The sequence below is a fragment of the Mycolicibacterium houstonense genome, assembly GCF_900078665.2.
GTDB lineage: Bacteria > Actinomycetota > Actinomycetes > Mycobacteriales > Mycobacteriaceae > Mycobacterium > Mycobacterium houstonense.
Window position 1 is genome coordinate 442,112 of the sequence record NZ_LT546208.1, and the last position, 16,600, is coordinate 458,711.

The 16,600-nt window shown below is 67.6% G+C and carries 24 protein-coding genes; 8 read left to right on the top strand and 16 right to left on the bottom strand.

Annotated features, from left to right (window positions below):
* Positions 1 to 55: 55 nt before the first annotated feature.
* Complete coding sequence (locus tag BN4332_RS30155) at positions 56 to 388, top strand: hypothetical protein (RefSeq protein WP_066903552.1); 333 nt, start codon at positions 56 to 58, stop codon at positions 386 to 388.
* Positions 385 to 1,380 carry a malate dehydrogenase gene (locus BN4332_RS30160; RefSeq protein WP_066903554.1) on the top strand — a complete coding sequence of 332 codons (996 nt, stop codon included), beginning with the start codon at positions 385 to 387 and terminating at the stop codon, positions 1,378 to 1,380. Before BN4332_RS30155 ends, BN4332_RS30160 begins: the two co-directional genes overlap by 4 nt.
* Before the next feature lie 7 nt (positions 1,381 to 1,387).
* Here BN4332_RS30160 and BN4332_RS30165 read toward each other — a convergent pair whose 3' ends face one another.
* The gene (locus tag BN4332_RS30165) at positions 1,388 to 1,933 is read right to left on the bottom strand and encodes a nucleotidyltransferase family protein (protein WP_066903556.1); all 546 of its coding nucleotides are present in this window, start codon (positions 1,931 to 1,933) and stop codon (positions 1,388 to 1,390) included.
* Between the two features lie 195 nt (positions 1,934 to 2,128).
* Here BN4332_RS30165 and BN4332_RS30170 point away from each other — a divergent pair, with 195 nt between their 5' ends.
* Positions 2,129 to 2,551, top strand: coding sequence for an STAS domain-containing protein (locus tag BN4332_RS30170; RefSeq protein WP_066903558.1), 423 nt, complete (start codon positions 2,129 to 2,131; stop codon positions 2,549 to 2,551).
* Here BN4332_RS30170 and BN4332_RS30175 read toward each other — a convergent pair.
* On the bottom strand, positions 2,522 to 3,244 hold the full coding sequence (locus BN4332_RS30175; protein ID WP_235654357.1) for an RNA polymerase sigma factor SigF: 723 nt from the start codon (positions 3,242 to 3,244) through the stop codon (positions 2,522 to 2,524). The genes BN4332_RS30170 and BN4332_RS30175 overlap by 30 nt on opposite strands.
* A 26-nt stretch (positions 3,245 to 3,270) precedes the next feature.
* Positions 3,271 to 3,705 carry an ATP-binding protein gene (locus BN4332_RS30180; RefSeq protein ID WP_066903562.1) on the bottom strand — a complete coding sequence of 145 codons (435 nt, stop codon included), beginning with the start codon at positions 3,703 to 3,705 and terminating at the stop codon, positions 3,271 to 3,273.
* A 206-nt stretch (positions 3,706 to 3,911) separates the two neighbouring features.
* On the opposite strand from BN4332_RS30180, the gene BN4332_RS30185 reads away from it, so the two are divergent.
* Positions 3,912 to 4,457: a DUF6328 family protein gene (locus tag BN4332_RS30185; RefSeq protein ID WP_066903564.1), complete on the top strand. Its 546-nt coding sequence runs from the start codon at positions 3,912 to 3,914 to the stop codon at positions 4,455 to 4,457.
* Here the strand turns inward: BN4332_RS30185 and BN4332_RS30190 are convergent.
* Entirely contained in the window at positions 4,425 to 5,411 is a 987-nt protein-coding gene (locus BN4332_RS30190; protein ID WP_066903613.1) for an LLM class F420-dependent oxidoreductase, read from the bottom strand. The two genes, BN4332_RS30185 and BN4332_RS30190, sit on opposite strands and share 33 nt — an antisense overlap.
* Before the next feature lie 50 nt (positions 5,412 to 5,461).
* Between BN4332_RS30190 and BN4332_RS30195 the strand changes: the two genes are divergently transcribed.
* On the top strand, positions 5,462 to 5,806 hold the full coding sequence (locus BN4332_RS30195) for a hypothetical protein (protein ID WP_066903566.1): 345 nt from the start codon (positions 5,462 to 5,464) through the stop codon (positions 5,804 to 5,806).
* Positions 5,807 to 5,878: 72 nt separating this feature from the next.
* On the opposite strand, the gene usfY is transcribed toward BN4332_RS30195, so the two are convergent.
* The 4 genes from usfY to BN4332_RS30215 all read right to left on the bottom strand — a co-directional run bounded on the left by usfY (position 5,879) and on the right by BN4332_RS30215 (position 7,094).
* Entirely contained in the window at positions 5,879 to 6,187 is a 309-nt protein-coding gene (gene usfY / locus BN4332_RS30200; protein ID WP_066903568.1) for a protein UsfY, read from the bottom strand.
* Positions 6,188 to 6,394: 207 nt separating this feature from the next.
* On the bottom strand, positions 6,395 to 6,652 hold the full coding sequence (locus tag BN4332_RS30205; protein ID WP_066903615.1) for a DUF7218 family protein: 258 nt from the start codon (positions 6,650 to 6,652) through the stop codon (positions 6,395 to 6,397).
* Between the two features lie 45 nt (positions 6,653 to 6,697).
* Positions 6,698 to 6,853, bottom strand: a complete 156-nt coding sequence (locus BN4332_RS30210) for a DUF6131 family protein (RefSeq protein ID WP_096867170.1) — start codon at positions 6,851 to 6,853, stop codon at positions 6,698 to 6,700.
* 7 nt (positions 6,854 to 6,860) lie between these two features.
* Positions 6,861 to 7,094, bottom strand: coding sequence for a hypothetical protein (locus tag BN4332_RS30215; protein WP_066903569.1), 234 nt, complete (start codon positions 7,092 to 7,094; stop codon positions 6,861 to 6,863).
* A gap of 330 nt (positions 7,095 to 7,424) precedes the next feature.
* Here BN4332_RS30215 and BN4332_RS30220 point away from each other — a divergent pair, with 330 nt between their 5' ends.
* Positions 7,425 to 7,853, top strand: a complete 429-nt coding sequence (locus BN4332_RS30220) for an STAS domain-containing protein (protein WP_066903571.1) — start codon at positions 7,425 to 7,427, stop codon at positions 7,851 to 7,853.
* Here the strand turns inward: BN4332_RS30220 and BN4332_RS30225 are convergent.
* Positions 7,850 to 8,224 carry an anti-sigma factor gene (locus BN4332_RS30225; protein WP_235654333.1) on the bottom strand — a complete coding sequence of 125 codons (375 nt, stop codon included), beginning with the start codon at positions 8,222 to 8,224 and terminating at the stop codon, positions 7,850 to 7,852. The genes BN4332_RS30220 and BN4332_RS30225 overlap by 4 nt on opposite strands.
* Positions 8,225 to 8,498: 274 nt before the next feature.
* Between BN4332_RS30225 and BN4332_RS30230 the strand changes: the two genes are divergently transcribed.
* Both BN4332_RS30230 and BN4332_RS30235 read left to right on the top strand, forming a co-directional pair.
* The gene (locus BN4332_RS30230) at positions 8,499 to 9,512 is read left to right on the top strand and encodes a DNA topoisomerase IB (protein ID WP_066903575.1); all 1,014 of its coding nucleotides are present in this window, start codon (positions 8,499 to 8,501) and stop codon (positions 9,510 to 9,512) included.
* A 1-nt stretch (position 9,513) separates the two neighbouring features.
* Positions 9,514 to 9,900, top strand: coding sequence for a low affinity iron permease family protein (locus tag BN4332_RS30235; protein ID WP_074133232.1), 387 nt, complete (start codon positions 9,514 to 9,516; stop codon positions 9,898 to 9,900).
* 9 nt (positions 9,901 to 9,909) lie between these two features.
* On the opposite strand, the gene BN4332_RS30240 is transcribed toward BN4332_RS30235, so the two are convergent.
* The 7 genes from BN4332_RS30240 to BN4332_RS30270 form a co-directional block, all read right to left on the bottom strand.
* The gene (locus BN4332_RS30240; protein WP_066903577.1) at positions 9,910 to 11,205 is read right to left on the bottom strand and encodes a UDP-glucose dehydrogenase family protein; all 1,296 of its coding nucleotides are present in this window, start codon (positions 11,203 to 11,205) and stop codon (positions 9,910 to 9,912) included.
* Complete coding sequence (locus BN4332_RS30245) at positions 11,202 to 12,173, bottom strand: glycosyltransferase family 9 protein (RefSeq protein ID WP_066903617.1); 972 nt, start codon at positions 12,171 to 12,173, stop codon at positions 11,202 to 11,204. Before BN4332_RS30245 ends, BN4332_RS30240 begins: the two co-directional genes overlap by 4 nt.
* Positions 12,170 to 12,856 (bottom strand): SDR family oxidoreductase, encoded by a 687-nt coding sequence (locus BN4332_RS30250; protein ID WP_066903579.1) that lies wholly within the window; start codon positions 12,854 to 12,856, stop codon positions 12,170 to 12,172. Before BN4332_RS30250 ends, BN4332_RS30245 begins: the two co-directional genes overlap by 4 nt.
* 15 nt (positions 12,857 to 12,871) lie before the next feature.
* The gene (locus BN4332_RS30255; protein ID WP_066903581.1) at positions 12,872 to 14,233 is read right to left on the bottom strand and encodes a PfkB family carbohydrate kinase; all 1,362 of its coding nucleotides are present in this window, start codon (positions 14,231 to 14,233) and stop codon (positions 12,872 to 12,874) included.
* The gene (locus tag BN4332_RS30260) at positions 14,230 to 14,823 is read right to left on the bottom strand and encodes a D-sedoheptulose-7-phosphate isomerase (RefSeq protein ID WP_220096872.1); all 594 of its coding nucleotides are present in this window, start codon (positions 14,821 to 14,823) and stop codon (positions 14,230 to 14,232) included. The genes BN4332_RS30255 and BN4332_RS30260 overlap by 4 nt, the downstream gene beginning before the upstream one ends.
* 3 nt (positions 14,824 to 14,826) lie before the next feature.
* Positions 14,827 to 15,846: a glycosyltransferase family 9 protein gene (locus BN4332_RS30265; RefSeq protein WP_200820462.1), complete on the bottom strand. Its 1,020-nt coding sequence runs from the start codon at positions 15,844 to 15,846 to the stop codon at positions 14,827 to 14,829.
* 10 nt (positions 15,847 to 15,856) lie between these two features.
* Positions 15,857 to 16,600: D-glycero-alpha-D-manno-heptose-1,7-bisphosphate 7-phosphatase (locus BN4332_RS30270; protein ID WP_160110957.1), on the bottom strand; the 744-nt coding region annotated here is incomplete at its 5' end.

Genomic DNA, 16,600 nt, shown 5'->3' on the forward strand with positions numbered 1-16,600 from the left:
TGAATCTTGTGTCATAGGTGGCCATTCGGCATCTTGACGGCACGGTGGAGGTCCTGTGGAACCTGTGGAGATCAACAACGGCCAGTGGTATCTGCGCGGACTGCGCGCCGACGACCGCGTCGACGATCGGCCCGCGCTCGCCGATCTGGGCGAGGACGACCTCGATTACGTTCACGACGCCGCCGACGGCTGGGCCGATGACACCCGGTACACCTGGGCGGTCTGCGAGCCGACCACCGGCGAACTGCTGGCCGAGGTCATCCTCGATCCCGTCACCGGATTCCTGAGCAGTCGGGGCCGCCCCGGTTTCGAGGACGCCGCCGCGATCTCGGAGGACACCGTGCGGCGCTACGCGGCGCAGGTGCTCGGACTGGAGGTGCACACGTGAGCACACCCGCCAACCCCAAGGTCGTGACAGTGACCGGTGCGGCCGGCCAGATCGGCTACGCCGCGCTGTTCCGCATCGGCGCCGGTGCGCTGCTGGGGCGCGACGTGCCGGTGAAGCTGCGGCTGCTGGAACTGCCCTCGGCGGTCCGGGCGGCCGAAGGCGTGGTGATGGAACTGGTCGACAGTGCCTTCGACCTGCTGGTCGACGTGGAGATCCACGACGACCCGGTGCGGGCGTTCGACGGGGTCGACGTCGCCCTGCTGGTCGGGGCGAAGCCGCGCAGCAAGGGCATGGAACGCGCCGACCTGCTGGCGGCGAACGCCGCGATCTTCGCCGAATCGGGGAAGGCGCTGAATGCCGGGGCGGGCAGCGATGTGCGCGTCGTCGTGGTCGGCAACCCAGCCAACACCAACGCGCTGGTGGCCTCGGCGCACGCCTCCGACGTCCCGCAGGAGCGGTTCACCGCCCTGACGCGGCTGGACCACAACCGGGCCGTCGCCGCCCTCGCCACGCATGCCGGTGTGCACGTCTCCGACGTGTCGCGGGTGACCGTCTGGGGCAACCACTCCCCCACCATGTATCCCGACATCTTCCACGCGGTCGTCGACGGACGGCCCGGCGCGGATTACGCATCCGATACCGACTGGCTGACACACGATTTCATCCCGACGGTGGCCACCCGCGGCACGGCCATCATCGAGGCGCGCGGTACGTCGTCGGCGGCGTCGGCGGCCAACGCGGCCATCGACCACGTGCGGGACTGGGTCGACGGGACCGATCCGGATGATTGGACCTCGGTGGCCCTGCCGTCTCCGGGGATCTACGGGGTGCCCGAGGGCGTCGTCGCCTCGCTGCCCGTCAGGGCGGTCGACGGCGCCTGGCAGATCGTGGAGGGCCTCGAGATCAACGAGTTCTCGCGGGCCCGTATCGACGCGTCGGTGGCCGAACTGCTCGAGGAACGTCACGCCGTCGAGCGGTTGGGGCTGCTGTAGGCCGCACTCAGCGCTCGTCGATGTCGAGACCGGTGGCCAGGTCACCGCACTCGACGCCGACGACATCGTCTCGGCCGCCGAGGAACGCCCGGGCCCCCTGGTCGCCGTGCAGGGCGGCGGTCAGCGCCGCCAGGTGCCTGCGGGCCACGACGACAGGGTGGCCGGGGCGCCCGTCGTAGCCCGCGCGGGCCAGGCCCGAGCCGGCCGCTTGCGCCGCCCGCAGCACCCGGGTGATGACGTCGGCGCCGATGTCCGGGGTGTCGACGGTGTGCAGGACGATCCATGCGGCTGGACCGACGGCAGCCAGCCCGGTGCGGACCGACGCGCTCATGCCGTCGGCCCAGCGTTCTGCCACCACCGCCCGGGCCGGCTCGGGCACGTCCACGACCGCGGCACCGAGCACCACGATCACCTCGTCACAACCACCGTCACGGAGCGCGGTCACCGCCTGTTTCAGCCAAGCACCGTCTTCGGCAAGCACTTTCGGCATTCCGAAGCGGATACCGGCGCCGGCGGCCAGCACCACACCGGCAACTGGAGCGGCATTCGACATGCGAACAGTTTGACCTGGGACTTTAAGAATCCACTCAGACAAATTGTCCGCCGACCTTGATCGCGGTAGGGTCTTGTCAGGTTGAGTTCACAGCCGCAGCGAGCGTCATCGACAGTACGCGCGGGAACTCGCACCGTTGTCGACTGACGCCGCACCACAGTACGAATACGTGTATTACGACTGATGGAGCTACGAATGACCGTTTTTTCGACGAACGCCCTGATCGACCGCACCGACGATTCGCCGGCCGCGTTCGCCACCCGCTGGCTGCCTCCATCGACGGCGGTGGTCAGCGCACACGGTGAAGTCGACGCCCTGAACGCAACCGAGTTCGCCGACTACGCGGTTGGCAACATCACCAACGCCGGCCGGGTCGTCATCGACCTCACCGGCGTCGACTTCTTCGGCACCGCAGGGTTTTCCGCCCTCAAGGCCATCGAAGTGCGTTGCGCGGTAGGAGATGTCGACTGGGTACTGGTGCCCAGCAAGTCAGTCAACCGGCTGTTGCGGATCTGCGATCCCGATTCCGAGCTGCGCACGTGCTACAGCGTGGCGGCAGCCCTGTCCACACTGAACGGCAAGACCCCGCTACTGCAGTTGGTCACGAAGTCGCGCTAGCGATTTCGCCAACAGCCGCGATACATGCATCTGCGAGACACCGACCCGCTCGGCGATCTGCGTCTGCGTCATGGATTCGAAGAATCGCAAAACCAGCACCGTGCGCTCCCGCTCAGGTAACTGAGCGAGCAACGGCCGCAACGTTTCTCGATTGTCGATCTGATCCAGACCGACGTCCAGATCGCCGAGCGTGTCGACTATCGCCGGGGCATCCTCATCTCCCCCGCCACCGCTGTCGATGGACAGCGTGTTGTAGGAGCTACCCGCGACAAGCCCCTCGATCACCTCTTCACGATCCATGTCGAGTTCTTCGGCAAGTTCTGAAGCCGTCGGAGCGCGCCCCAACCGCTGGGACAGCTCGGCGGTCGCCGCTCCGAGCCGCAGATGCAGTTCTTTGAGCCGCCGCGGCACCTTCACCGACCAGCTGTTGTCCCGGAAGTGGCGGCGGACCTCGCCCATGATCGTCGGCACCGCGAACGACACGAAGTCGGATCCGGCCTCCACATCGAACCGGTTCACCGCGTTGACCAGGCCTACCCGTGCGACCTGGACCAGATCCTCGCGGGGCTCACCGCGGCCGTCGAAACGCCGGGCGATGTGATCGGCGAGCGGCAGGCACCGTTCGACGATCCGCTCCCGTTGGCGTTCATAGGCCGACGAGTCCTCGGACAGTCCGCTGAGTTCGCGAAACATGTCGCGAACGTCTGCATACTCCGACGTCACCGCAGCAAGCTCGCTCGCCTCGTCGTCAGAGCGATGCCGAAGACCTGGCCGGCGTCGGGCCCGTCACCGTCGGTGAAGGTGGCGACCTCGTCCGTCAGTGAGCTGAGCACGTGCCAACTGAAGCTGCCGGGCGCGACCGCCGCGGCACCCGCACACACGGCCGAGGCGGTGATCACCACGGTGTCCTGGTACGGATCGACGACCAGTTTGAGTGTCGATTCCGGCAGGGCGGCCCGGATCAATGCGGTGCAGGCCTCGTCGACCGCCAGTCGCAGGTCGGCGACGACGTCGAAATCGAGATCCTCGAAGGTGGCCACCGCGGCCACCAACGTGCGCAGCACAGCTAGGTTCTCCAGTCTGGCAGCGACCCGGATCTCCACCGACCGCTCCGCGCGGTCCGTCGACTTGGGTTGCCTCTGCTCCTCGGCCATCTCACCTCCCGGCATCTCGGACCGACAGTATCCCAGGATGGGCCATGGGCTCACGACACCGCACCGCGTGCCTCAGGTGACTCGACTTCGCCACTGCTCTCCTGTTCTTCGTCCGGGTCGGGGGGCTCGAACCGCGACCGCCCCGCCAGGGATGCCCATCCCGTCGTTACGGGAAACCTCAGTTGGAGCGTGGGATCATTGTCAACATGGATCCGGACCGTCCCGAGCTGGATCAGCCCTGGGACAAGGCCGCCCGCAACGAAACGGAAGCCGAACGGCTCGACCGCAACTGGGCCAGCCTGTTGCAGGAATTGCGCGTGGTACAGACCGGCGTGCAATTGCTCACCGGACTCCTGCTCACCCTGCCGTTCCAGGAACGGTTTTCGATGCTGGACGAGCCGATGCGGGTCGTCTATCTGGTGACCGTGGCATGTTCGGCGGCCGCCACCGCTCTGCTGGTGGCCCCGGTCGGCATGCACCGCATCCTGTTCCGCCGGCACCGGTTGAACCTGCTGGTCTCCGCGGCGCACCGGTGCGCATTCATCGGGCTGCTGCTCCTTGGCATCGCGATGGCCGGCGTGGTCATGCTCATCTTCGACACGGTTGCCGGGCACGAGGCCGGCGTGATCGCCGGCGCGATTGCGCTGATCACCTTCGTCGGGATGTGGCTGGCGGTGCCGTTGGCGATGCGTCTCGGCCATCCGATGTCGATCGGGTCTTCAGTCCAGCTCGGCGCGCAGAGCAGCGAGTAGCGGTTTCGCCGCCTCGTCGAGGAACCGCTGCTGGCCTTCGTCGCCGATCTGGACCAGTGCGATGTCGGTGAACCCCGCATCCCGGTAGGGCGCCACCGCCGCGACGATGGCGTCGAGGTCAGGCCCACATGGGATCGCCTCGGCCACGTCCTCGGGCCGCACGAACCGGGTGGCCGCGGCGAAGCCGGCGGGGGTCGGGAGGTCGGCGTTGACCGCCCAGCCACCGCCGAACCAGCGGAACTGGTCGTGGGCGCGCTCCACCGCGGCATCGCGGTCGGGATCCCAGCACACCGGCACCTGTCCGATCACGCGTCCCTCGGGCAGCACTCCGGTTGCCTGCCGATGGTCGCGCCAATGGTCGACGATGGCTCGGTCCGGCGCGACGTTGATCAGGTGGTCGGCGGCCACCGCCAGCTTCTCGACGGCTTTCTCGCCGGTGATCGAGATGCCGATGGTCACCGGATCGTCGGGCACATCCCAGATGCGCGCCGAATCCACCTCGTAGAACTCACCGCGGAAGTCGATCAGTTCACCGCTGAGCAGTTCCCGGATCAGCTTGACCGCCTCGGCGAGCATGTCGAGACGGCGCTCGACGGTCGGCCAACCGCGCCCGACGACGTGTTCGTTGAGGTTCTCCCCGCTTCCGAGGCCGAGGGTGAATCGGCCGTCGGCCAAGATCTGAACGGTGGCGGCCTGCTGCGCGACGATCGCCGGGTGATACCGGATCGTCGGGCAGGTGACATACGAGTACAGGTGCACCGTGTCGGTGGCATGGGCCACCGCCCCGAGCACCGGCCAGGCATTGGGGGCGTGGCCCTGGCTGGCGAGCCACGGACTGAAGTGGTCGCTGCACACCTCGAAGTCGAAGCCCACATGTTCGGCGGCCACCGCGTAGCCGACAAGCTCGCGTGGGCCGCTCTGCTCGGTCATCAGGGTGTATCCGAATCTGGCCATGCCGCTGGGATACCCGTGCATTAGGCCTCGAAACTGGGTATGCGAAGACCATGACCGAATCACAGACTGTGCAGACAGAGCACAAGACCGAGCGCCGGATGCGGATGTCCCTGACCTGGGTGCTCGCCGTGCTGACGGTGCCCGCGGCCATTCTGGTGTTCCTGTACGGCATGGGCGTGGTGATGGGCATGGCAGGCTGCACCGGGCCGACCTGCGCCGACAAGGGGCCGGGGGAATTCTGGTTCGGAATCCTGTTCTACGGTGCGCCCGTGGTGCCCGTGGTAACCCTCGCCGTGTCGATAATCACCGCGAGGCTGCGCTGGGGCATCTTGGTTCCGTTGGCCGGATTAGCGCTGCTGGCAATCGATTTCGCGGTCCTTGCCCTGACGTTCTGAGCCAGAGAGCGCGCGGGCGCCGCACACCACGGACCCGGCCGCACCCGCGGCCGGGACGGGCGCCGGGGAAGCTCAGCTGCTCGGGCGCTGCTTGAGCACTCCAGGATGGTCCGAGTACCAGCGGTCCTCGATGCGGCGTACCCGCAGGTGCTCGAGCGCGAGCCACAATCCCCCGATGAGGAAGCCGGCCGCCGACAGCGCGCCAACGGTAAACCCGACATCCGGATGACCGGTTGCGAACGCGGCCAATGTTCCGACGAACAGGACCACCGACACCAGAATCAAGACGATCGCGGGCATGATGACGTTGTCCTTCATGGACTCGCCGGCATGCGGTCGTGTCGTCCGGGCGTGATCAACAGGATCTTTCGGGCCGTGCATGGCTGCTCCTTCCCGCCACCTATCGCCCCTGCCTACCGGGCTTCTTCCACGGTAGAACTCCGCGACGGGTCTGGCGAGGAAAACACCGGATCACCTGCCACTGCGGATGGTCCATTGAGGCGCAGGGAGGCGCAATGAATTGGCCCCGCCGTTGACGGCAGGGCCAATTCGCGAACTTCCGACCTTCGGCGGTCGCGGGACGGCCGGTCAGTGGTTACGTAGCATCCCGATCAGTTCGCGCTTGTTCTTGTCCGAATAACCCTTGATACCAAGCTCTTTCGCCCGGCTGCGCAGATCGTCTACGGTCCAGTCGTCATACGAGCCGGACTCACCGCCTGAACGTCCGACGCTCGAACGCCCCCGAGCGGCAGCGGCGTTGGAGATCCGCGCCGCCTTTTCCTTGGAGTTTCCTTCTTCTCGCAGCTCCTCGTAGAGCTTCTCGTCCTTGATCGAAGGATTCGGCATCATGCACCTCCCGTGTCAGTGATGTGTTGTGGTCGATGGTCCGCGTCAGTACCAGCTGCGCCGGCCGGCAACCGGCCGTCCGATGGCGCCGAGCAGCCAGAACACCGCTCCGACCACCAGCAGGATCACGCCGACCACCCAGAGCAGGTAGACGTCCAGGACCAGGCCCAGAATGAGCAGAATCGCGCCGAGCAGAATCATGACGACCTCACTTCACGACGGCGATGGAGTCCATCGCGCTGGGTTGCGGCAGACGGCACTCGTCCACCTTTGGATTGACGCCGGCATAGTTCAGCGGGCCGGCCAGGACCGTGAGCGCTATGGCGCCTGCGGTGGCGCAGTTGGTCGATCCGCCCTGGAAATAATCGCGCTGCCAGGCGGCCACGACGCCGATCACCAGCCAGATGAGCACAAGCGTTCCGAACAATCCACCTAGTCTCATGGCGGGCGAATACCCGGACAGTTCGCACGTCAAACATTCCACGCACCGCACAGCTTGTCCGCCAAAGGAATTGAGCCTAATGCGGTACCTGGGGCATGGGGTTCCCACCGAAACTGCTGCGGCTGACGTGGCAGGAGTGGCTAAGCCGCAGGTCCATGATCATTGTTCGAACCCCTGAAGCGGCGTAGAGTCCAGAACAGGTTGAGTTCACAGCCGCCCCGGAATCGTCAAACGGGCGCAGGGTCGTGAGTCTCCCTGCGCCTAGGGGTTTTGAGCCCACAGAGCCTGAGTGTGACGGGACCACAGTGTTACTACTGAGGGAGTCACAAAATGCCAACCATAAGCGTCGCGAGATCGACCTCACCGCCGCTCGGCGACCACACCCACGCTCGATTCGGCACCAGGTGGTTATGGCCCGCCACATCGGTGATCAGCGTCCACGGTGAGTTGGACGCATCCAACGCCGCCGAGTTGACCGAATGCGGCCTGCGGAACACCCGGCCGAGTGGACAACTGGTGCTGGACATGCGTTCCGTCGAATTCTTCGGTGCCTGCTGCTTCGCCTGCCTGCACACCATCAACGTGCAATGCGCAGGCGAGAACATCGATTGGGTCCTGATACCCAGCCCCGCGGTGAACCGAGTGCTGCGAATCTGCGATCCGGAGCGCGTCCTGCCCACCTCCACCGGACTGCCGTCGGCCCTGTCCAAACTGCGTAACCAGCCGCGTCAACTTCAACTGGTGGACCTGAATCGCTAGGCGTGCGCCGGCGCCCACCGCCGCCGGATGGTCAGCGAGATACCGAAGGCCGGGCCGCCGGTGCCGGAGTCCTCGGACTCGATGTGGTCGGCAAAGGTCCGTACCTTGTCGGTCAGCGCCTCAAGGACGCGGCGGCTGAATCCGCTCAGCCTGAAGCCGTCGTCGGCCTCGATACCTTCGGTCTCGTCTCCGGCACAGATTGTCGACACCCGGACGTTCACCTGGTGAGCGTAGGGATCTTCGACGAGGACCAAGGGGGCACCGTCCGCGGCGATACCGATCAGCACCGTGCAGGCCTCATCCACCGCCAGAGCCAGATCGGCAGCGGTTTCTCGATCCAACTCCTCATAGCCGGCCAGAGTCTCCGTCATGGCCCGCACCACGGCCAACGCTTCGGCTCGGGCGGGCACCCGGAGTTCGACAGCGCGCGGTCCGCGCGTGTGACCTGAGCCCCGGCGGGGTATTCGCCGCCCGTGCAGCACAGTAAACGGCCGGCCCGGTCTGTGGCCGGGCCCGCGGTCATCAGGTTTGCCACCGGAACTGGTCCGGCAGACATTCTCCTCTCCGCTACCGGAGCGCCCTGACAATGCCATGTTTGCCGCGTACCCATCGCCGTCCGGTGGCTAAACCAGGACGAAGACGCCGATGAGACTGCGCCACAGCACCGTCGGCGGCCCAGGTTTGCGGCGGATCCGGCGCGGCCGTGGGTTCAGCTACCGTGACGACAGCGGGGCGGCCGTCTCCGACCCTGAGACGCTGCGACGCATCGAAGCCCTGGTGATACCACCGGCGTGGCGGAAGGTGTGGATCTGCCCGTATCCCAACGGGCACATCCAGGCCGTCGGAACCGATGCCGCGGGCCGCCGCCAGTACCTCTACCACGCGCAGTGGCAGGAGGACCGCCGCGAGGAGAAGTTCGACCGGGTGTTGGAGCTGTCGGGTGGACTCGCCGACTGGCGCAACGACATCGCCACCGATCTGCGGCGCCGCGGCCTGACCCGGGACCGCGTGCTGGCACTGGGACTGCGTCTCCTGGACCTCGGCTACTTCCGGGCCGGCGGAGACCAGTACGCCGAGGAGAACAACTCATTCGGCATAGCCACGCTGCTGCGCGAACACATCACGCTGCGTTCGGAGGCCGTCGAGTTCGACTATCCCGCCAAGAGCGGTATCCGGCGCACCCTGCTGGTCGAGGACCCCGCGGTGACGCGAGCGGTCCGGTCACTGCAGCGCAGCCGCAGCAACGGCGACCGACTGCTGGCCTATCGCGGCACGCACGAGTGGACCGAGGTGCACGCCGAGGACCTGAATGTTCGTTTCAAGGAGATGGTCGGCGAGGACTACACCGTCAAGGATCTGCGCACCTGGCACGGCACCGTGCTGGCCGCCCAGGCCTTCGTCGACGCCGATCCTCCCGTCGACGAAAAGGTGGTCAAGCGGGTCGAATCCGCGGTCATGCGGGAGGTCGCGGAGGCGTTGGGCAACACCCCGGCGGTGGCCCGCAGCGCTTACGTCGATCCCCGGGTGATCGAGGCATATCGGGACGGGCTGACCATCGCCGCGGGGGCGCGCCGTGCGGCTCGGGTGAGGAACAGCGACAGACGCCAGGCGATTCTGGAGCGCAGTACCGCCCGGATTATCCGAAAGGTGGGCAGCTGACATGGCCGGAAAACAGCGCGACGACCGCGGCATCAGGAACGTCTCGGATGCGGTCACGGCAGTCCTGGACAGATTGAGCCATTGGGCCGGCACCAGGTGGACGGCGACGGCGGTGACAGCCGCCATGGTGGTGTATGTGATGTTCGGCGTGGCGGTCGGGTTCGAGCATTGGTGGCAGGTCTCCGTACATACCGCCGCCGCCGTGGTCACCCTGCCGATGTTGTTCGTCCTGCAACACACCACGAACCGTGAAACCACGGCGATACTCATAAAACTGGACGAGCTGATCCAGGCGACCACCGACGCCAAAGACGACTTCGTCGATCTCGAGGACCACGAGGTAGACGATCAAGAGGAACTACACGATCACCATCACCACGACAGCTGACGGTGTCCGTCAGAATCCGCCCGGCCGTCCGTTGCCCAGGTACCGCAGACCGCCGTCGGCGACCGCACTGGGGGCCAGCACATTTCGGGTGTCGATGACCACCGCCGCCGAGGCCGCCTGTTCGCCGATCCGCGACCAGTTCACCTCCCGGAACTGCGGCCATTCGGTGAACACCACGACCGCATCGGCGCCCTTGGCCGCCAGGTAGGGATCGTCGACCGCCAGAACACCGGACCGCCGTATTTCGCCGTGGTCCATCATGTCCAGCCGCGGATCGTATCCGGTCACCTGGGCTCCGGCCCGGCTGAGCGCACCGCAGATCACCAGCGCCGGTGAATCCCGCAGATCGCACGTTCCGGCCTTGAACGTCAAACCCAGTGCGGTGATTCGTGATTCGGCGAGAGGAATGGGCATCGTCCGGCGCAGGACGTCGAGGATACGGCCGGTCTGTGCCGCGTTGGTCGAGCACGCCGAGGACACCTCAGCCATCTCGACACCGTGGCGGTGGCCGGTGTGCAGCAACTCGGCGGTGTCTTTGGGCAGGCATGAGCCGCCCCACCCCGGGCCTGGTTGCAGAAAGTGCGGACCGATCCGGACATCGGCTCCCATACACCGGGTGACGTCGCCGATCTCGGCCCCCACCCGCGCGCACAGCTGCGCCAGCGAGTTGGCATACGAAATCTTCACGGCCAGAAACGCATTGCTGGCGTACTTCGCCAGCTCGGCGCTTTCCGGGCTCATGCGAAGCGCCCCGCCCGCGGCGGTGCCGTAGAGCCGCTCCACGACGTCGGCCGCGGCACCGTCGTCGGCACCGATCAGGATGCGGTCCGGATGGCGGAAGTCGTAGACGGCGTGGCTTTCCCGCAGGAACTCCGGATTGGACACGGCGCGCACCTTGTGCCGGGACAACCGCTCGTTCACGCGGCGGGTGGTGCCGACCGGAACGGTCGATTTCATCGCCAGCACGGCGCCGGGTTCGAGGATCCCGGCCAGATTCTCGACGACCGCATCGACCGCACTCAGGTCCGCCGACCCGTCGCTGCCGCTGGGTGTGGGAACACAGACGAATACCACGTCTCGATCCGCCAGGGTGGTGTAGTCCTCGCTGAACCGCAGCGTCCCGGCACGCAGACCCGCCCCGAGCAATTCGGCCAGACCCGGTTCGTCGAGCGAGATGGCGCCGGCGGTCAGCCGCCGCACCCGTGCGGTGTCGATGTCGACGCACACCGTGTCATGTTCGCGCTCGGCCAGGCACACCGCCGTGGTCAGGCCGACATAGCCGGCGCCGACCACCCCGACCCTCACGGCGAGTCCCCCAGCAGCTCGCACACCGCGTCGAGCACCCGGGACTCGGTGAGCAACAGCAAGCCGCTGTCCGGCACTTGACCGTGCGGATCCCCACAGTCTCCGGCCCACAGCGCGACATGGGGTCCGCTACCGCGCGGGCCCCAACGGCTCGGCGGGGTGGGGCCGAACAACAGCACCGACGGCGTGCCGGTGGCGGTCGCGACATGGCCGACTCCGGTGTCACCGCAGACCAGCAACCGGCAATCGCTGATCAGCGCCACGAGTTCGAGCAGATCGAGCTTCCCGGCCAGCATCGACGACTCGGGTAGGCCGGCGCCTTCGATCACGGTGCGCGCCAGATCCGTCTCGTCGGCTCCGCCCGTCACCACCACGTCGTAGCCGGCCTTGCTCACCTCTGACGCGATCGTCGCGTAGCGCTCCGGCGGCCAGCGCCGGGAGGGAAATGCCGCCCCGGGATGTATCACGACGACAGCCGACCGGTCCGGGTAACCGGCCGGCCGGTCGATCGCCAGATCGGTCGGGTCGCAGTCGATTCCGTGCCATTCCATCAGATGGCACCACCGGTCGACCTCGTGCAGATCGGCGCGCCAGGGCGGCCCGGCCAGCTCCGGATAGCCGGCATGACGGTGGCTCACCACCGTTTTCGGTCGCAGCCTCAGCAGATCGGCGATGCTCTCGGGTCCGCTGCCGTGCAGGTTCACCGCTACATCCGGAGTCTGCTGCCGGGGATTGAGCCGCCCCAGGCCGGGTGTAGGGTCGACGGTGGTCACCGCGCCGGTCAACATCGCCAGGCCCCGAAACCGCCCTGGTGCGCCGAGCACGATGCGGGCCCGCGGAAACGCCCGCCGCAATCCCCGCAGCGCGGGGATCCCCGTCATCAGATCTCCGAGGCCCAGGGCGCGCAGCACGTAGATGTCCTGGGTACCGGAATCCGTCTGCCGGACAACATCTGTGGCGGCCGTCATGGCCACGACGCCTCCGTCGACGAACACACCACCAGTTCCCTCACCTCACATCCGGGTGGCTGGGACAGCGCGAACACCACGGTTTCGGCGACGTCCGCGGGCTCGTTGAGCTTGGCCTCGGCCGGCGGTTTGTACTGGTCGTCGCGCCCGTCGAAGAACGGGGTGTACATGCCACCCGGGATCAGGGTGGTCACCCCGACCTCACCGGCCAGCTCGGCGGCCAGGGCCCGGCTGAAGCCGACCACCCCGAATTTCGAGGCGCAGTACGCCGTGGCGTCACTGACGGCCTTGATGCCGAGGGTGGAGGCACATGTCACGATGCGGCCACCGCTGGACTTGAGGAACGGCAGCGCCGAGCGGATCACTGCGACGGTCCCGAGCAGATTGACGTGGACCACCCGTTCCCAATCCTTGGCCGGGACATCGTCGAGCTTGCCGCAGGAGTCGATGCCTGCCGCGGTGAACACACCGTCGATGACCCCACCGGCTTGCTCGGCCAGCGCCCGCACCGCGGTGTCGACGGCCTCGGTATCCGCGAGATCGGCGCATCGGAAATCGACATCGGCGGCAGGAGTCTTACGGTCGATCACCAGCGCCCGGCCGCCGTGGCGCACAACGGCTTCCACGGTGGCGGCGCCGAGACCCGAGGCTCCGCCGGTGATGAGAATATTGCCCAGTTTCACGAAACACCCTTTCGGTCACGACCGCATCGCGGCGATCAACTTGGATGAGGAGTAACCGGCGATCGTCGGAAGTAAAACGATCTCCCCGCCATGGCTGCGCACCACCGGCGCCTCCGGAAGGTCTGCTTCCGCATAGTCGCCGCCCTTGACCCACACGTCCGGACGTAACTGCTCCAGCTGCCGTTCCGGTGAGGTCTCGTCGAAGATCACCACGGCATCCACACAGGCGAGTGCGCACAGCACCCTGGCGCGGTCGTCCTGCGACATCACCGGCCGGTCAGCGCCTTTCAGCGCCCGAACCGAGGAGTCGGAGTTGAGCAACACCACCAGGGCGTCACCCAACTGCCGCGCCCGGTGCAGCAGCCGGACGTGCCCGGTGTGCAGCAGGTCGAAGCAGCCTCCGGTGGCGATCAGCCTTCCGCCGCGGCGGCGTAGGCGGTCCCGCACCTCGGTGACCTCGCCGAGGAACGCGGTGAATGCGGGGGATTCGCCGGTGCCGCCGAGGCGGCCCGGGGTGGACACCCCGATCGCCCCGCCCGCCGCGACGAAGCGACTTGCCGCACATACCGCCTCGGTGACAGCGGCAACCGTAGGTTCCCCCTCGGCGAGCGCGAGGGTCGCAGCCACCGCGAACCTGTCGCCGGCACCGCAGGTGTCCGATCTGACCGCACCACGCGGGGTGGAATCCGGAACGGTGATATCGGTGACCCGGCCGTCGTCGGTAGCCAACGCCGCCCCTCGGGCACCGAGGGTCACGCTCACCGCCCTGGCCCGCCAACGCCTGCGCAGCGTGTCGGCCGAATCTTTGCCGGCCTCAGCATCGTTGGGTGTGATCAGCCAGCAGCCGGGCACCGGCCGGGCGCCCCGCGGATGCGGGTCCCATACCAGCGGCACCCTGATCGCGGTGTGTTCGAGCACGCGACGCAGGCCCGGGTGCGCGCTCACCCCGCGGCCGTAGTCGGCCACGCAGACCGCACGGGCTGCGTCGAGCACCTCGGCGACCTGTCTGGGCAGATCCTGCCCGGCGGCGACGCCGTCCCCATGGTCCAGTCGCACCACCGATTGGCCGGCCGCTCGAATCCGGGTCTTACACAACGTGTTCCCTGCCATCGGCAGAGCCACCACGGTGACCCCGGCAGCGGTCAGCAGTTCGGTCAGCCGCCGTCCATCGTCGTCTTCGGCGATGGCGGTCACCAGGACCACGTCGGATTCGACCCGGGCGGCCAGCACCGCCGCCAGCCCGGCTCCCCCCGGCCGCTGCCACACCCGGTCCGCATCCACCACCGGCACCGGCGCTTCCGGGCTGAGCCGAGTCGCGCTGCCCTCGATGTCCACGTCGAGCATGCAGTCTCCGACGATCACCAATGGCCCGGTCATCCGGACACCTCCGGCCCCGCCATGCAGCCGTTCTGGCGCAACGCATCATCGAGGGCGATACACAGCGAGTGAACCAGCAACAGATGGATCTCCTGAACGGTGGCGGTGGTGGTGGCCTCCACGCACACCGCGTCGTCGCACATCGCCGCCAGTGGGTTGGGCGCTGGCCCGGTCATGGCCCACGTCGTGAGCCCGGTTTCGTGGGCGGCCTTGACGGCAGACAGCACGTTAGGACTCGTCCCGCTGGTGGACAGCGCCACGAGCACATCGCCGGGACGCCCATGGGCCCGGACCCCGCGGGCGAACATCTCCTCGGCACCATAATCGTTGACCACCGCGGTGAGAGCGGAGGTGTCGGCGTGTAATGCGATGGCAGACAGCGGTATCCGTTCATCTTTGAATCGGCCGACCAGTTCGGCCGTCAGGTGTTGCGCTTCGGCGGCGCTACCGCCGTTGCCGCAGGCCAACAGTCGGCCGTCAGCGGTGAGCACGTCGGCAAGCCGATGCCCCCAACCGGTCAGCCTGGCAGCCTCGACGTCGACCCGGCCCACCGCCTGAGCCAGCGCCGCCATGTGATCTCCGATCAACATTTCCTACCTCCCATCCTTGAGCAGTCGTTCCACCGCGGTCAGCAGAGCGCTGACGGTGATCCCGTCGAGACACGGATGCCCGGGTATCGGGCAGGTGCGCGCCCGGGTGCCGCGACATGGCGCGTCCTGATCCCCGAGCACGATCACCTGACGTGTGTAAGGCCGCCACTGCCCGGCGGGTACCACCGGCGCGAACAGCGAAACCACGGGCACACCTACTGCCGCCGCCAGGTGTGCCGGTCCGGTATTGGGCGCGACGACGACACCGGCCCGTGCGTACACGCCCGCCAATGCCGGAAGCGTCGTCCTGCCGCCGAGGTCTACCGCCACCTCACCGGCCACCCGTGCCGTGAGGTCTCGTTCTCCCTCGCCGCCGGTCACCACGACGCGGTGCCCCGCGGCCGCAAGTGCCCGCACCATCGCCGCACTGCGCGATGCGGTCGGCTGCCTGGCGGCCACCGCGGCGCCGGGGTGGAACACCACATACGGTGTCTCGCCGACGTATTCGGTCAACGCGTCCGGCAGCGGCGTCTGCTTCACCCGTAGCCAACCGTCGTCCCCGGCCGGCAGGCCGAAGCCGGCGGCCTCGACCAGCGACAGTGCCCGTTCCGGTTCCGGCACGCCCGCGGCGACGTGATGGCGGAGGTCGAGCAGCGTGCCCGGGTAGTCCTCACAGATCGCGCCGACCCAGCCGATCTCGGCCATTCGGCAGATCAGCGCCAACGGCAGCGGTGACTGATGAAACGAGGTGAACACGAACACCCGGTCTGGGGCCAGATCGCGGAGCTGCTTGATCAGCGCCGCCACGTGATCGGGGGTCAGGGCGGGCGATTCGAAATCCACCCACGGCGCCTGCCATTCGATGATGTCGTCCACACCGGGCAGCAGCTCGGCGGCGGCCCGTCCCCGCGGCCCGGCCAGGAAGGTCACCGAGTCGTGGGCGGCCGCGACCCCACGCACCGCAGGCCCGGTGATCAGGACGTCACCCGCACTGTCGAGCCTGGCCACCACCGCCCGCGCCATCATCGCCTCCTCATCGGGCGTCCTTGAGAATCAGAGTCACCGCGGCCTGCAGCGTCGGCGCAACTCGAGCGCAGGCGTGCGCATGTGAAACCTCCTGGGGCAGAGTCCGTTCGGTGGGAACCAGGACCGCATCGGCATCGGCGGCCAGCGCCGCCTGCACGTCACCACCGGTGTCGCCCACCAGTACGCACCGCGACGGTTCGACGCCGAGCGCCTCGGCGGCTGCCCGCACCATGCCGGGTTCGGGTTTGCGGCAGCCACAGCCGTCCCCCGCGTCGTGCACGCACACCTGCCAGGAATCGAAGGGGCCCAACAGCGCGTTCACCCGAGCATTGACCGCTGCGAGCTCACTCGGACTGATCAATCCCTTGGCCACGCCGGATTGGTTCGACACCACGGCCAGCAACAATCCGCGCTCCCGCAATCGCTCGAGCGCATCCGCCGCCCCGGTCACCGGCCGCACCCCGTCAGGATCGTTGAGGTACGGGTGGTCCACGATGAGGGTGTCGTCACGGTCCAGCAACACTGCCAGGGGCGGATCCCGGTGGGCGGCACGGTATGTCCACTCACCGCGCAGACGCTGCGCCACGGCCACGGGCGGGATGAGCACACTGGTGATCAGCATCCGCACCGCCTCGGTGACGGTCGCCGGCCCGGCCAGGAAACGCCGAACCGCGAATTCCGCGGTCAGCGCCAGCCAGGCTGCGCGCGCCCACCGCGATGCGACCGGCCCGCGCAGCAACAGGGCCGCCAG